The sequence below is a fragment of the Streptomyces sp. NPDC048639 genome (assembly GCF_043199075.1).
Classification (GTDB): Bacteria; Actinomycetota; Actinomycetes; order Streptomycetales; family Streptomycetaceae; genus Streptomyces.
Genome location: NZ_JBICVP010000007.1, coordinates 328,185 through 342,281, shown reverse-complemented (window position 1 = coordinate 342,281; position 14,097 = coordinate 328,185). Strand labels below are relative to the sequence as shown.

Here is a 14,097-nt window from a genome sequence, read left to right as displayed (position 1 = left end):
GCGCGCGGACGGCCCCTGAGCGCCGTGTTTCGCGGCGCGGTTGCGGCGGTTGCGGGTCAGCGCAGGATGCCCGCCTCACGCGTCTGCTTCAGCCACTCCGGGAAGGCGGCGAGCAGCTGTGTGTACAGCTGGTCGTCGGCGAGTTCGAGCGGCTCCTCGCCGGCAGCCGTGTAGGCGGCGTTGGCGACCGGGCGGCGCTCGGGGACGGTGAGGTCGTCGAGCTTCCGGAGGAAGTCGAAGCCCTTCGCCTCCGGGTCGCCGAAGCCGACGAACTGCCAGAAGACAGGCAGCTTCGCCGCATCGCAGAGCGCCTTCTCCGCCGCTGCCTTGGAGGTCGGGGCGCCGTCCGTCTGGAAGATCACGAACGCCGGGCCGGTGGCGCCGGACTCCTCGCGGTGCGCGAGGACGGCCTCGATGGCGCAGTGGTAGTTCGTACGCCCCATGTGGCCGAGGTCAGCGTGCAGCGCCTCGATCCGGCCCTCGTACGCGTCGAGGGAGACGTCGGCGGTGCCGTCGACGTCGGTGGAGAAGAAGACGACGGGGACGGTGCCCGTGCCGAGGTTCGCGGAGAGGGCGACCGCCTGCTCGGCGAGGCGCTGGACCGTGCCGTCCTTGTAGTAGCGGCGCATGGAGCCGGACCGGTCGAGGACGAGGTAGACCGTCGCCAGCTGTCCGGTGACCTTCTGGGCTTCGAGTGCGGCGGCCGCCGCACGGTGGAGGCCGGCGAGTCCGGGGGCGGACTTCTCGACGGCGGCGAGGGCGACGGCCTTCGCCGGATCGCCCGCGGGCTTCGCCGCGGTCGCGGTCTTGGCGGCGGTCGCGGTCTTGGCCGCCGCCTTGGCGGGCTTCGCCGCGGTGGACTTGGCGGTGGCGGCCTTGGGGGAGGCGGCCTTGGGGGAGGCGGCGCGCTTGGCGGGCTTGGCGTCACCGGAGGTGGCGGCCGCCTTCTTGGCGGCGGTGGTCCTGGCGGCCGTCGCCGGCTTCTTCGCGGTCTTGGCGGTGTTCGCGGTCTTGGTGGCCTTGGAGGTCCTGGCCGTCTTGGCGGGCTTCGCCGCATCGCCGTCCGCGGCCGGGGACTCCGAGTCCGGCTTGGCCTCCGCCGCCCCGTCGCGCTCCGGCTGCTGCGGGATGCCGACCGCGGGCGCGGAGTCCGCCTTCTTCGGCTCCGTCGCGGCTTCCGAACGCTGCTCCTTGTCCCGCTCGTTCGCCGACGCCTGGGCCGGGACCGTGGTGGACTGAGCCTCGTCCGCCGCCTTGGCCTGCGCAGGTACGGCCGCTTCCGGCCGTGCCGCCTCGGTCGCCCCCGGCTCCGCCTGTCCCTCAGGGGCGGACTGCGCGGGTACGGAGATGCTCGCCGCTCCGGCGTCCACGGTGCGGGCGGCCTCGGCCTCGGCGGCTTCCCCGGCCGCCGTGCCCTTGCCCTTGCCCGAGCCCGCGTCGGCCTTCGCGCGGTCGCCTCCGGCAGTCTCCGTCGTCGCCTCGGCGGCCCACGAGGGAGTCGTACGGTCGTCCGCGGCGCCGCCGTCCTCCGGCTCCGTCCGGCCCCGCTCCTGCTTCTGCACCGGCTTGGCCGCCGCCGCGTCGAACGCGGCGAGCAGGGAATCCGCCTCGGCGTCCTCACCCTTCGCGGCCTTCTGCGTCCTCGACGGCGGCTGCTTCGCGTCCTTCGACGGCTCCGGCTTCCCGGCCGACGCCTTCGTGGTGCCCCCGGCGGGCTGGGCGGGGAACGGCGCGGCGGCGGATGTGTCGTCCGCCGGGCCGGACGTGGCCGCCTCCGTCCCGTCGGGCCGCGCCTCCGGCTCGGCGACGCGCGCCTCGGGCACGGTCGGTTCGTCCCGATCCGCCCGCGACAGGCCGAATACATTCCGCAGCAGACTCCGAATGCCCATGGGAGAGGTCCTTCACGTATCGGTGCTATCGGTGCGATGAATGTCCGAGGTGGGGGAATCGTTCCTGACCGGCGCGGACACGTAAGGCTACTGAGACAGTTCCAGCCGGGCGCGCGTGGCCTCCGTGAAGAGCCGCACGAGTCTCTCGCCGTCCCTGTTTCCCGGCTCGAAGACGCCCGCGGCCTCGGCACGTACGACGAGATCGCCGTGCGCGTCGATCAGCGGTGACACCCCGCGGGACTCCACAGTGTCCCACCACGCGTCGAGGTTCCTGCCGAACCAGCCGGGCAGGGCGCACGGCTCGGCGACCGCGTCCCAGAAGGCGTCAAGGTCCGCCAGGTCGCGGCCGCGCAGATCGACCACCAAGTCATCGGCCATGGGCCCGGATGCTAGTCCCTCATCTCGGGGACGTCAGGGAGGTGGTGGGCACCTGCCGCCACCCGGAGTAAGACGCCGAGGGGCCGTTCCTCAAGGACCGTACGGGCGTGGGAACTTGTGCAGTCGGCCTGGGATTCATGCTCCGTTCACCTGGAGTCCTCCACCCGGCGCACATGCGCCCATAGCGTCACCGCGGACATATTCCGACATCGTGTCGGCGCAGGCTGCGCACGGTGGACAGCCCAAACGGAGGGGAAGACGTGCGCAGACTGCTGCCGTTGATCAGCTCGCACCCGGGCGGACGTTCCGCGATGACCTGCCGCTACCGCTGCGGTGACGCGTGCTTCCACGAGGTCCCGAACACCAGCGACAACGCGTACGCCGGTGATGTCATAGCCGGTGCGCTCTCACGCCGCAATGTGCTGCGCGCCAGTGCCGTGGTGACCGTGGCCGCCGCGACCGGTGCCGCCGCCGTCGACGGCGCCCCGCAGGCGCAGGCCGCTGCGCCGGGCGCCGCCCCTGCGGCCGGTCGGGGCAAGGGGGCGACCGGCAGGGCCGCGCGCGGACTGCGCTTCGGCTCCGTCGAGCCCAACACCACCGACGCCGTCACCGTCCCCGAGGGCTACGCCCAGAACGTGGTCATCCGCTGGGGAGAACCGATCCTGCGCGGGGCGCCGGCCTTTGACCCCGAGAAGCAGACCGCCAAGGCCCAAGCCGGACAGTTCGGCTACAACAACGACTTCCTGAGCCTGCTGCCGCTGCGCGGCGAGCCGGGCCGCCAGGTGCTCGTGGCCAACCACGAGTACACGGACGAAGTCCTCATGTTCAAGGGCTACGACCCCGAGAACCCCACGCGCGAGCAGGCGGAGATCGGGTGGGCGGCGCACGGCCTGTCCGTCGTGGTCGTCCAGGAGGAGCGGAAGAGCGGCAAGCTCACCGCGGTCACCCGGCACCGCCTCAACCGCCGCCTCACCGCGACCAGCGCGTTCCGGCTCACCGGACCCGCCGCGGGCAGCGCCCTGCTCAAGACCTCGGCCGACCCGACCGGCACCAAGGTGCTGGGCACGCTCAACAACTGCGCCGGCGGCACCACCCCGTGGGGCACCACGCTCCACGGCGAGGAGAACTTCAACCAGTACTTCGCGGGCGGCAGCTCCGCCACCGACAAGCGGTACGGCCTGTCCACCGGCGCCACCGAGCGCAAGTGGGAGCGGTTCGACCGGCGCTTCGACGCCGCGAAGGAGCCCAACGAGTCGCACCGCTTCGGCTGGGTCGTCGAACTCGACCCGTACGACCCGGAGTCGACCCCGCGCAAGCACACCGCGCTCGGCCGCTTCAAGCACGAGGCCGCGCAGCCCCGCCTCACCGCCGACGGCCGCCCCGTCGTCTACATGGGTGACGACGAGCGCTTCGACTACTTCTACAAGTTCGTCTCCTCGAAGCGGATGATGAAGGGCACGAGCCGGGCGGCCCGCGAGCACAACCTCACCCTGCTCGACGAGGGCACCCTCTACGTCGCCAAGCTCACCGGCGACAGCCCGGCCGGCGAGATCGACGGCACCGGCAAGCTCCCTGCCGACGGCGAGTTCGACGGCAGCGGCGAGTGGATCCCGCTGGCGACCGGGAACACCTCGCACGTCGAGGGCATGACCGCGGACGAGGTCTACGTCTTCACCCGGCTCGCCGCCGACAAGGCGGGCGCCACCAAGATGGACCGCCCCGAGGACGTCGAGCCCAGCCCGCGGACCGGCCGCGTCTACATCGCCCTCACCAACAACACCGACCGCGGCAAGACGGGCAAGGCGGGTGCCGACGAGGCCAACCCGCGCAACCTCAACAAGCACGGCCAGATCCTCGAACTGGCCGAGTTCTTCGACGACCCGTCCGCGGACCGCTTCGCCTGGCGGCTGTTCCTGGTCGCCGGTGACCCGGAGGACCCGGGCACGTACTTCGCGGGATTCCCCAAGGGCGAGGTCAGCCCGATCTCCTGCCCGGACAACGTCACCTTCGACCCGCACGGCAACCTGTGGATCTCCACGGACGGCAACGCGCTGGGCTCGCACGACGGTCTGTTCGGCGTCGCGACCGCCGGCTCGCGGCGCGGTGAGGTCAAGCAGTTCCTCACCGTCCCCAAGGGCGCGGAGACCTGCGGGCCGATCATCCAGGACCGGCGCGTGCTGGTCTCCGTGCAGCATCCGGGCGAGGTCGACGGCGCGAGTGTTGAGAAGCCCGCCTCCACCTGGCCCGACGGGCCCGGCAGGATCGTCCGGCCGTCGGTCGTCAGCGTCTGGCGCAAGGACGGCTGCGACATCGGCGTCTGACGGGCCGCCACGAGTCGGCGTCTGACGGGCCGCCGCGATGCGGCGTCCGACAGGCCCTACGACATCGGCGTCCGACCGCCGGCCGCGACGTCGCCGTTCGACCCCGCCCGGCAGCCGCCGGGGGAGAACCGGACCACGGAACCACGGGAAGCCCGTCTCATGGGGGGCGGGCTTCCCGTGTCCCACCGGATACCCGTGTCTCACCGCATACCCGTGGCTCACCGCATAGGGTCCGGGCGGCGCCGCAGCGCGCATCGACCGGCCGCGCGACGCCGGGGGACCACCGGTCGCGGCCGGCCATCCGCTCGCCCGCCGTCGTCATCGTCCAGCGGCGCGCGGACAGTTCGGGGTCGCCGTTTCCTCGCGTGCGACGGGCATGGCGACGGGAGCGCCCGGGGCAGGGCACGTACGGCATACCGCGCCACGGCCGTCTGCGCGTACGTGTTCGGCTGTACGTCCAGGTGGACCCGCCCCTTTCGGGCGGCCTCGCGCTGCTGTGGTGAGGCGGCCGGGGTGACGGTCCGCCCGCAGACGGGCCGTGGAGGCGGCGAAGTCACGGACGTCGTCGAACGGTGCGGTCCGGTTCAGCGGCACCACGGCGTGCACGCCGCCGGAACCCGTCGTCATCAGCAGGACGGGCAGTCCCGGTTCGTCCGGGCCGTGGCCGGGCCGCCCGTTCGGGGAGAATCGTTCGGCCGACTGCCCCCACTCGCGTGGTGGCGGGGACCCGGGCACCCGAGCGTGGCGGCATGCAGCCAGCACAAGTCGCTCCCGCAGCACGGCAGCAGCAGTCCCGGTCGGCCCGGGGACGCGTCGGTCCGCTCGGCAGCCCGCTGCCGTGGATCGCGGGGGTCGCCATCCTCTTCACCGTCCTGCAACTCGTCCTGGTGGTGCCCGGTGAGGGACTCGGCTGGGACGAGACCGTGTACGTCAGCCAGGTCAGCCCGCACGCACCGACCGCCTTCTTCAGCGCGCCCCGTGCCCGCGGCATCTCCTTCCTCGTCGCCCCCGTCACGATCCTGACCGCCTCCACCGGTGTCCTGCGCGTGTATCTGGCCGTGCTCTCCGGCGCCGGGCTCTTCCTCTCCCTCTGGGTGTGGCGGCGGCTGATCCCCGCCCCGGTGCTCGCGCTCGCCGGTGCGCTGTTCGCCTCGCTGTGGGTGACCCTCTTCTACGGTCCGCAGGTCATGCCCAACCTGTGGGTGGCCTACGCCGCGCTGCTCGCCACCGGCTGCTTCCTGCGGGCCGCCCGGGACCGCACCGACCGCCGCGCGCTCCTCGGCCTCACCGCCGGTGTCGCCTTCGCCGCGCTCATGCGGTTCTCCGACGCGTTCTGGCTCGCGCTGCCGCTGGCCGCCGCCGCCGTGTTCGTACGGGACTGGCGGCGGCCCGCCCTGCTGGTGGCGCTCGTCCTGGGTGCGGCCGCGGGCTGCGCGGAGTGGGTCGTCGAGGCGTATGTCCGCTACGGCGGTCTCGCCGCGCGACTGGAGAGGGCGAGCGAGATCCAGGGCGGCATGGGCTGGCATGTCGCCTTCGACCACCATGTGCGGGCGCTGGAGGGCCGGACCCTGTGCCGCCCGTGCGACGTGCAGTGGCAGCATCCGGCGTCCACGGCCTGGTGGTTCCTGCTGCCGTTGCTCACCGCGGGCGGGCTGCTTGCCGCGGCTCGCGCCCGGCGCCTGGCCACGGTGCTGCTGCCGACGCTGACCGCGGTCTCCCTCGCGATCCCGTATCTGCTCATGCTCGACTACGCCGCTCCGCGCTTCCTGCTTCCCTCCTACGCGCTGCTGGCGCTGCCGGTCGCGGTCTGCGTGGTCTGGCTGGTCACGGGGTTGCGGAACCGGCTGCTCATGCCGGTCGCCGCCGCGGCCGTCGCACTCGTGCTCTTCGGGCACCTCTCCCTGCAGTACGCCGTGCTGCACGGGGTCGTCGACCGCAGTCGCGCGACGCGGGAGGCCGTCGGGCGGATCTCCGCCGAACTGCGCAGAGAAGGCGTACGGCCGCCGTGCATGGTGACCGGGAGGGAGGCGGTGCGGATCGCCTACCGCTCGGGGTGCTCCTCCCGCCAGGCGGGCGGGCACGACGGGTCCATCACGCGGGCCGGACTCGCGGCGGCGGCCCGTACGCAACCGGTCGTGGTGCTGGTGGCCGGCGACCGGGCCGCACCGCCGTACGCCCGTGGGTGGCGCACGGTCGACCTGCCGCGGCTGGGCGGTCTGCATCCGTACCGTGCTCATGTGTCACCGTCCGCGACGCCCTGAGGGGATCGCGTGACGGGCGCGGGCGAGGGGATTGCGGGACGGGGCACACGCGAGGGGTGCGCGATGGCGGTGCGTGTGAGGAGCGCGGCAGTGCGCTTTGAGGGACTGCGACCGCGCTTGAGGGGACTGCGACCGCGCTTGAGGGATGGCGACCGCGGTGCGCCGTGAGGCCGGCGGGATCCTCGCGACGGGGAATCCGGCGGCCCGGCCGCCCGGTTCGCGGCCCCGTTCGTAGATCGACTGGTGACGCCTGACCGACGGTTTTAGGGTCGGAATGTGAACATCACCGTTCACGAACGCCGCGCAGGGTGAACGCCGCGGTGAGCGCAGGCCCATCATGACGAGTTCTCAGCCGATGCCTTCAGCGACTGCCCGTTCTGCGAAGCGCAGCCCGGGGAGCGGGATAGCCCTACTCGTCATCGCCTCGTGCCAGCTCATGGTGGTGCTCGACATCACCATCGTGAACATCGCGCTCCCGCACATCCAGACCTCGCTCGACTTCTCGACCGAGAACCTGTCGTGGGTGATCAACGCCTACACCCTGACCTTCGGCGGCCTGCTGCTGCTCGGCGGAAGATCCGGTGACATCCTCGGCCGCAGACGGATGTTCATGATCGGCGTGCTGCTGTTCGTCCTGGCCTCGCTGCTCGGCGGGCTCGCCCAGAACGCGCCTCAGCTCCTCGCCGCCCGCTCGCTCCAGGGCGTCGGCGGCGCCATCGCCTCCCCCACCGCGCTTGCGCTGATCACCACCACGTTCCGCGAAGGGCCGCAGCGCAACCGGGCGTTCGGGGTCTTCGCCGCCGTATCGGCAGGCGGTGGCGCGATCGGGCTGCTGATGGGCGGCATCCTCGTCGAGTGGCTCGACTGGCGCTGGATCTTCTTCGTCAACGTGCCGATCGGCGTGCTGATCGCCCTCGCCGCACCCCGCTACATCCGCGAGTCGGAACGCCGCCCCGGCAACTTCGACTTCCTGGGCGCGATCACCTCCACGCTGGGCATGGTGGCGCTCGTCTACGGGTTCATACGCGCCTCGGAGGACGGCTGGCGGGATTCCCTGACTCTGGCCGCCTTCGGTGCGGCTGTCGTGCTCCTGACCACCTTCCTGCTCATCGAGCGGAGTTCGCGGCAGCCCATCACGCCGCTGAAGATGTTCCGCGACCGCAACCGCGCGGGCACGTACGGGATGATGCTCAGCCTCGCCGCGGCGATCTTCGGGATGTTCTTCTTCCTGACGCTCTTCGTGCAGAACGTGCTTGATTTCAGCCCGTTGAGAGCGGGTCTCGCCTTCCTGCCGGTCAGCGCGGTCATCGCCCTCGGCGCGGGGCTCGCGTCCCAGCTCCTGCCGAGATTCGGACCCAAGCCGTTCATGGTGACCGGCGGGATCTTCGCCGCGGGCGGGCTGGCGTGGCTGACGCTGACCGACATCGACAGCACGTATCTCGGCAGCATCCTCGGGCCCATGCTGCTCTTCGGCTTCGGGATGGGCATGGAGTTCGTCTCGCTGACACTGATGGCGGTCTCCGGCGTCGCGCCGAACGAGTCGGGCGCCGCTTCCGGCGTGCTCAACGCCACGCAGCAGGTGGGCGGTTCGCTCGGTCTGTCGATCCTGGTCACCGCCTTCGGCACGGCCAGCCGCAACGAGGCGACCGACGTCGTACCGCAGTTCCTGCGCGAGGCGAACCCTGAGCAGCTCCAATTCTTCCAGCGCACAGGACAGTTGCCACCACCCTGGGCCGACCAGGTGCTGACCGCGGGTGTGACCACCGCGTTCATCGTCGCCGCCGCGCTGAGCGCCCTGGCCGCGCTGATCGCCCTCGTCGTCATCCAGGTGCGGGCCTCGGACCTGGAGCGGCTGCAGGGCGGGGCGACCGGAGCCCCGGCACCTGCCACCTCCGGTTCCGGCCCCTCGGGCGGCTCGACGGGCGGCGGCCCGAGCGGCGGTGACGGCGGCGCGATGCCGCCGCGGGAGTGAACGCCCGCTGTGGTGGCGGGACTTGATGCCTTCGCTCTTCGAGGGCCTCATGGGCTGGGCGGCCGGGCTGGGCAGGCTCTTCGAGGCCAGGTCACGTGTCTCGAGGCCAGGTCACGTGCCGAGGCTAGGCCGCGTGCGGCTTGATGTTGTGGTTGCGGTGGAAGACGTTGTCCGGGTCGTACAGGGTCTTCACCGCCTCCAGGCGGTCCACGTGATCCGCGCCGAGTCCGGCGACGACCCGCTCCCGTCCCTCGTCCCCGATGAAGTTGAGGAAGACCGCGCCGGTGGACCAGGGCTTGAGGTCGGTCCTGACATCGCGTGCCCACTGCTTGCCCCGCGCGTCGTCGGCCGGGTCCTCCCAGAGGCCGAAGGGGTGGGCCACCCATGCCGCGCCCCGCCAGGGGAGCGGGTAGCCCTTGTTCCCGCGGGCTGTTGCTCCGCCCTGCGGGAACAGGACGTGCTGGGACGGGGACGGGACGATCATGTCGTGCGCCCGTGCGCAGAAGAGGTCGACCGCCTCGTCCGGGAGACGGCTCAGATGCTCCGCGGTCCAGTAATTGCGGTAGCCGGGCGGGTCGTCGAGCATGCACTGCAGCTCGGCGTACGGCATCTCGGCGGCCATCGAGCCCTGGTGGCCGAGGCTCAGCAGCGGCCCGGCAACCGTCCGCGCCTCCGCCTCCTGGCCCGTGTAGACCACGAGGACCGCGCAGGCCAGCCGATTCACCAGATGACCGGGCACCCACTCCTCGTCCGGCCCGGTCAGGTAGATGAGCCCGCCACCGATCTCGTCCGGGGCCGACTCGAAGAAGTCCCGGTAGGCGCGGGCCACTTCGGGCCCCGCCTCCGGCGGCCACAGCAGGAGCATCGCCGTGACTCCGGGCAGCGGGTGCAGGCGGAACGTGAACGACGTGGCCACCCCGAAGTTGCCGCCGCCGCCGTGGAGCGCCCAGAACAGCTCCGGGTTCTCGTCGTCGCTCGCGCGCACCCAGTTGCCGTCCGCGGTCACCAGGCTGACGGAGAGCAGGTTGTCGGCGGCGAGCCCGAACCTGCGGTCCAGCCAGCCGGATCCGCCGCCCAGCGTGAAGCCGCCGACCCCGGTGGTCGACACCCGCCCGCCGGTCGTCGCGAGGCCGAACGGCTCGCTCGCCCGGTCGAGATGGCTCATCGTGGCGCCGCCCGCGATCCGTACGGTACGGGCGTCGGGATCGACGACGGCCGCATGCATCCGGCGCAGATCGATCATGATCCCGCCGTCCGTGAGGGCCATGCCGGAGACGCTGTGCCCGCCGCCGCGGACCGAGATCTCCAGGTCCTGTTCGCGCCCGAAGCGGATGGCCCGGGCTATGTCCTCGGGGGTCTCGCACTGGGCGATCACCGAGGGGCGGAGGCCGATCATGGCGTTGAAGATCGTGCGGGCGTCATCGTACGAGAAGTCGCCGGGCGTGAGGACGCTGCCCGCGAAGCTGTCACGCAGACCGGCGAGGGCTGCGGTGTCCACGTCTGTCACGCTACGCGCCTGCCGGGTGCCCGGCATGTCGTGCGCGGGGCCCGCACTCTCTCCTCGCCCGCGTGCAGGGCGAGATGTGCGGGACGCGGCGGACACCGGCCCGAACCACCGTGTCCGGCAGGGCGGTTGAGACCCGGCCGGCACTGCCGTACGACGAGCCGGGCCGCGCGGTCGCATCCCGCCGGGCGATCGCTCCGAGCCCCCGAACCGCCTGCCCCGCTGCCCCCATCCACCTGCCCCGCTGCGGCCGAATGGTCAACCTGGTGCTGGTCGCCCCGGTCCTCGCCGACGCCCGGCTGCTGTCCACCGGGCGCGCCCGGTACACGGGCATCGGCACCGGGCCGGCCACGGCGATCAAGCTGACGCCCGCCCTGTTCATCGGCCATCTGCTGATCACCGGAAGGCGGTGGCAGGCGGCCATGCCCACCGGAACCGCCGCGGCCGCCACCGTGATCGCCGACCTTGCGACCCGCGCGCCTCCCGGACCTTCTGGACCGAAGCCCTGTGGAACACCGACCGCGTCGGCTCGCTCGCCCATGTCTCCAACCAGTCGCTCCAGGGCGTCCTGGCCCGCCTCCAGCCGGAGGCCCCCAGCCGTACGGCGTGGCTGGTGTGCGTCCTCGCGGTGCTGGCGGTCTGGGCGTACCGCGCCCGGGCGGCGGCCGCGCACGGGGACGACATGGCGGGTTTCGCCCTGACCGGGCTCACCGCCTGCCTGGTCGGTCCCGTCACCCGGGTCCACCACCTGGACTGGCTGATCCCCGCCGTCGCCGTCCTCGCCGACACGGCGCTCCGCGGCGGCCGGCGCGGTCCTATCGCTCTGTGCGCCGGCCTGTACGCGGTGCTGTGCAAGCAGCGTCGTCCGGCTGTGGCGCTGGGACTCGACGGGGTTCGGCGCCTTCCTCGGCGCCAACACCTACGTATGGCTCACGCTCGGGTTGCTGCCGGCTCTTCCGCCGCGCGACCCCGACGGGGACCCGGGCGGACAGGGCGGACAGGGCGGACAGGGCGGACAGGGCGGACCGGGCAGCCGGGCGGCAGGTTCGTCCCGCGCGACCCCGACCGGGTCCCGGGCGGACCGGGCGTGAGGGTGCCTCCGGGCGATCAGGGGCGTATCGTCCCCATATGAGTGGCGGGGAGTTCGCGCCCGCCGGCCCGGGACGAATTCCCGGCGCATCGGGCGGCGACGACCTGGATGACGACGTCCTGGAGAGTCTTGCCGAGGACCTGCACCGGGAGCTTTCCGCGCTGGGCGCGCACGCCGCCGCGCTCTATCTGCTGAACCGGGCCGAGAGCGTGCTGGAGCTCGTCGTCATGGTCGGCCTGCCGCACGAGTTCATCGGCCCGTGGGAGCGCGTGGGCCTCGCGGCCCCCATCCCCGTGGCCGACGCCGTGCGGGGCAGCGAGACGGTCTGGGTCTGCAGCGAGGAAGTGATGATGCGGAGCTATCCGCGCATCGCCCTCGCCGTGCCGTACGAGTTCGCGCTCGCCGCCTTTCCCATCCCCCGCCCCGCCTCCGCCGACGGCGCGCCCGGCGTGCACGGGGCGATGTTCGTCCTCTGGCCCGGAGTCCAGCCGGACCACATGCCGGGCGCACTGCGCGAAGGGCTCGGCCATCTCGCGTTCGAGGTGGGGCGCGCCATGGAACGGGCCGCCACGGCCGGGCAACTCCGCGCGCCCGGGCACGGCGGCGAGGTGCTCATCCGCAACCCGCCCAGCCCCGCCCCCGGCACGCCCTCCGCCACCGAGCTGATGGCCGCCCGCCTGCCCGAGGGCGTCTGCGCGCTGGACATCCACGGCCGTGTCACCTCGGTGACGCCCACCGCCGCGCGGCTGCTCGGCACCCCGGTCGACGGGTTGGTCGGCCGCCGGCTCTGGGAGGCGCTGCCCTGGCTGCACGACCCCCTCTACGACCGTTACCGGGCCGCGGTGATCAGCGGCCGGCCCACGTCGGACACCGGCGTGCGCCCGCCCGACCAGTGGCTGGCCTTCGACCTCTACCCCGACGCCTCGGGCATCAGCGTCCGCATCACGCCGGCCGAGGTGCCCGCGGCGGGAACTCCGCGGGCGGAGGTGACGGCCGACCTGCCGCAGCTCACCCGTACCGGGGCGCTGTACCACGTGCTGCACCTGGCGACGGCCCTGACCGAGGCGGTCACCGTCGACGACGTGGTGGCCCTGGTGGCCGAGGAGATCGTGCCCGCGTACGGTGCCCAGGCCGTCGCCATGCTCACCGTGCACCGGGGGAGACTGCGCCTGGTCGGCCACCGTGGCTATCCGCCCGAGGTCATCGCGCGGTACCGCTACAGCCCCCGGTTCTCCTTCACCGCCGGTGCCCGCGCCCTCGCCGCGGGCCAGCCCGGCTTCTACGAGTCACGGGAGCAGCTCGACCGGGCCTTCCCGCATCGCTCCGGACAGCACGACGGCATGGCCTCCTGGGTGTTCCTGCCGATGATCGCCTCCGGCCGGAGCATCGGCACCTGCGTCCTCGGCTACATCCGGCCGCACCACTTCTCCACCACGGAGCGCGCCGTGCTCACCTCCCTGGGCGGTCTGATCGCCCAGGCGCTGGAGCGCGCGATGCTCTACGACAAGAAGGTGGCGGTCGCCCACGGGCTGCAGGCCGGTCTCCTCCCGCACGCCCTCCCCAGCGTGCCGGGGCTGGCGGCGGCCGCGCGCTATCTGCCCGGCACGGAGGGCATGGACATCGGCGGCGACTTCTACGACCTGATCCGCCTCGGACCGGACAGCGTGGCCGCCGTCATCGGCGATGTGCAGGGCCACAACGTCACGGCGGCCGCGCTGATGGGCCAGATCCGTACGGCCGTCCACGCCTATGCCACGGCGGACGCGGACCCGGGCCGGATCCTCGCGGCCACCAACCGCCTGCTCTCCGACCTCGACCCCGGTCTCTTCGCGAGCTGTGCGTGCCTCCGCCTGGACCTGCGCCACCATCGGGCCGCGCTGGCACGGGCCGGCCACCCCCGCCCGCTGATGTGCACGCCCGGGGGCGGGGTCCGGCCGCTGGACGCCCCCGGCGGCCTGCTGCTGGGCATCGAGAGGGGCGGTGATTTCCCGCAGGCCGACACCCCGATGCCCGCCGGCACCACCATCGCGCTCTACACCGACGGGCTGATCGAGACACCGGGCATCGACATGGACGAGGCGCTGTCGGGTCTGGCCGACGAGCTGTCGCACGACGTCGGCCTGCCCCTGGAGGACCTCGCGGACGTCATCATCGCCCGCGCCCACGCGGCCCGGCACCGTACGGACGACATCGCGCTGCTGCTCCTGCGGTCGATGGGGCCGGACGCCGCATGAACCGGGCGGGGACGGGGCGATGCCGGGAGCGGATATATGTCACGTTTCATACGGGTCTAGCCTGAGGGGAGAAGCCGTCTCCAGGAGGTTCAGGAGGAGGTCGTGATGGTCAGGAAAGTCGCCGACTGCCGCAGATTCCCCAGCGTCATGAACTGCACGCTCACCATTTCCGGAGAAGAGGACGAGGTCGTCCGCGCCGCCGCCGAGCACGCGGTCTCGGTCCACCGGCACGAGGACACCGCGGAGTTGCGCCGGGAGATCCGGGCCACGCTCCAGGACGAGAAGGTCCTCGCCTACCCCATGTCCGGGCCGCCCCCGCCCGAAGGTGAGATCTTCGACCTCTAGGCGGCCCCGCGCCCTGCCGGTGCCGGGCGCCGCGTGCGGGGCGCGCGCCACCCGGCCCGGGGGGCTACCCTGGCAGCGACCCGGTCGGGCAACAGGGACAGCT

10 protein-coding genes and 1 pseudogene are annotated in these 14,097 nt (G+C 72.6%); 7 read left to right on the top strand and 4 right to left on the bottom strand.

Going from position 1 to position 14,097, the window contains the following annotated elements; translation table 11 throughout:
• Positions 1 to 56: 56 nt before the first annotated feature.
• The gene (locus tag ACGFNH_RS21435; protein ID WP_393655970.1) at positions 57 to 1,889 is read right to left on the bottom strand and encodes a VWA domain-containing protein; all 1,833 of its coding nucleotides are present in this window, start codon (positions 1,887 to 1,889) and stop codon (positions 57 to 59) included.
• Positions 1,890 to 1,976: 87 nt separating this feature from the next.
• Positions 1,977 to 2,267, bottom strand: coding sequence for a barstar family protein (locus ACGFNH_RS21430; RefSeq protein WP_393655969.1), 291 nt, complete (start codon positions 2,265 to 2,267; stop codon positions 1,977 to 1,979).
• 260 nt (positions 2,268 to 2,527) lie between these two features.
• Between ACGFNH_RS21430 and ACGFNH_RS21425 the strand changes: the two genes are divergently transcribed.
• Positions 2,528 to 4,588, top strand: coding sequence for a PhoX family protein (locus ACGFNH_RS21425; protein ID WP_393655968.1), 2,061 nt, complete (start codon positions 2,528 to 2,530; stop codon positions 4,586 to 4,588).
• 318 nt (positions 4,589 to 4,906) lie between these two features.
• Here ACGFNH_RS21425 and ACGFNH_RS21420 read toward each other — a convergent pair whose 3' ends face one another.
• Positions 4,907 to 5,215 carry a hypothetical protein gene (locus ACGFNH_RS21420; protein WP_393655967.1) on the bottom strand — a complete coding sequence of 103 codons (309 nt, stop codon included), beginning with the start codon at positions 5,213 to 5,215 and terminating at the stop codon, positions 4,907 to 4,909.
• Between the two features lie 122 nt (positions 5,216 to 5,337).
• Between ACGFNH_RS21420 and ACGFNH_RS21415 the strand changes: the two genes are divergently transcribed.
• Both ACGFNH_RS21415 and ACGFNH_RS21410 read left to right on the top strand, forming a co-directional pair.
• Positions 5,338 to 6,849 (top strand): hypothetical protein, encoded by a 1,512-nt coding sequence (locus tag ACGFNH_RS21415; RefSeq protein ID WP_393655966.1) that lies wholly within the window; start codon positions 5,338 to 5,340, stop codon positions 6,847 to 6,849.
• Between the two features lie 355 nt (positions 6,850 to 7,204).
• Positions 7,205 to 8,821 carry an MFS transporter gene (locus ACGFNH_RS21410; RefSeq protein ID WP_393655965.1) on the top strand — a complete coding sequence of 539 codons (1,617 nt, stop codon included), beginning with the start codon at positions 7,205 to 7,207 and terminating at the stop codon, positions 8,819 to 8,821.
• Between the two features lie 124 nt (positions 8,822 to 8,945).
• Here the strand turns inward: ACGFNH_RS21410 and ACGFNH_RS21405 are convergent, their stop codons facing one another.
• Positions 8,946 to 10,355: an FAD-binding oxidoreductase gene (locus ACGFNH_RS21405; RefSeq protein ID WP_393655964.1), complete on the bottom strand. Its 1,410-nt coding sequence runs from the start codon at positions 10,353 to 10,355 to the stop codon at positions 8,946 to 8,948.
• Positions 10,356 to 10,402: 47 nt separating this feature from the next.
• Here ACGFNH_RS21405 and ACGFNH_RS21400 point away from each other — a divergent pair.
• The 4 genes and pseudogenes from ACGFNH_RS21400 to ACGFNH_RS21385 all read left to right on the top strand — a co-directional run.
• Positions 10,403 to 10,726: pseudogene (locus ACGFNH_RS21400) on the top strand (glycosyltransferase family 87 protein); the annotation flags it as partial.
• Between the two features lie 8 nt (positions 10,727 to 10,734).
• Positions 10,735 to 11,457: a glycosyltransferase 87 family protein gene (locus ACGFNH_RS21395; RefSeq protein WP_393655962.1), complete on the top strand. Its 723-nt coding sequence runs from the start codon at positions 10,735 to 10,737 to the stop codon at positions 11,455 to 11,457.
• Positions 11,454 to 13,649, top strand: coding sequence for a SpoIIE family protein phosphatase (locus ACGFNH_RS21390; RefSeq protein ID WP_393655960.1), 2,196 nt, complete (start codon positions 11,454 to 11,456; stop codon positions 13,647 to 13,649). Before ACGFNH_RS21395 ends, ACGFNH_RS21390 begins: the two co-directional genes overlap by 4 nt.
• Positions 13,650 to 13,754: 105 nt before the next feature.
• Positions 13,755 to 13,994, top strand: a complete 240-nt coding sequence (locus tag ACGFNH_RS21385; RefSeq protein WP_393655958.1) for a DUF1059 domain-containing protein — start codon at positions 13,755 to 13,757, stop codon at positions 13,992 to 13,994.
• Positions 13,995 to 14,097 lie beyond the last annotated feature (103 nt).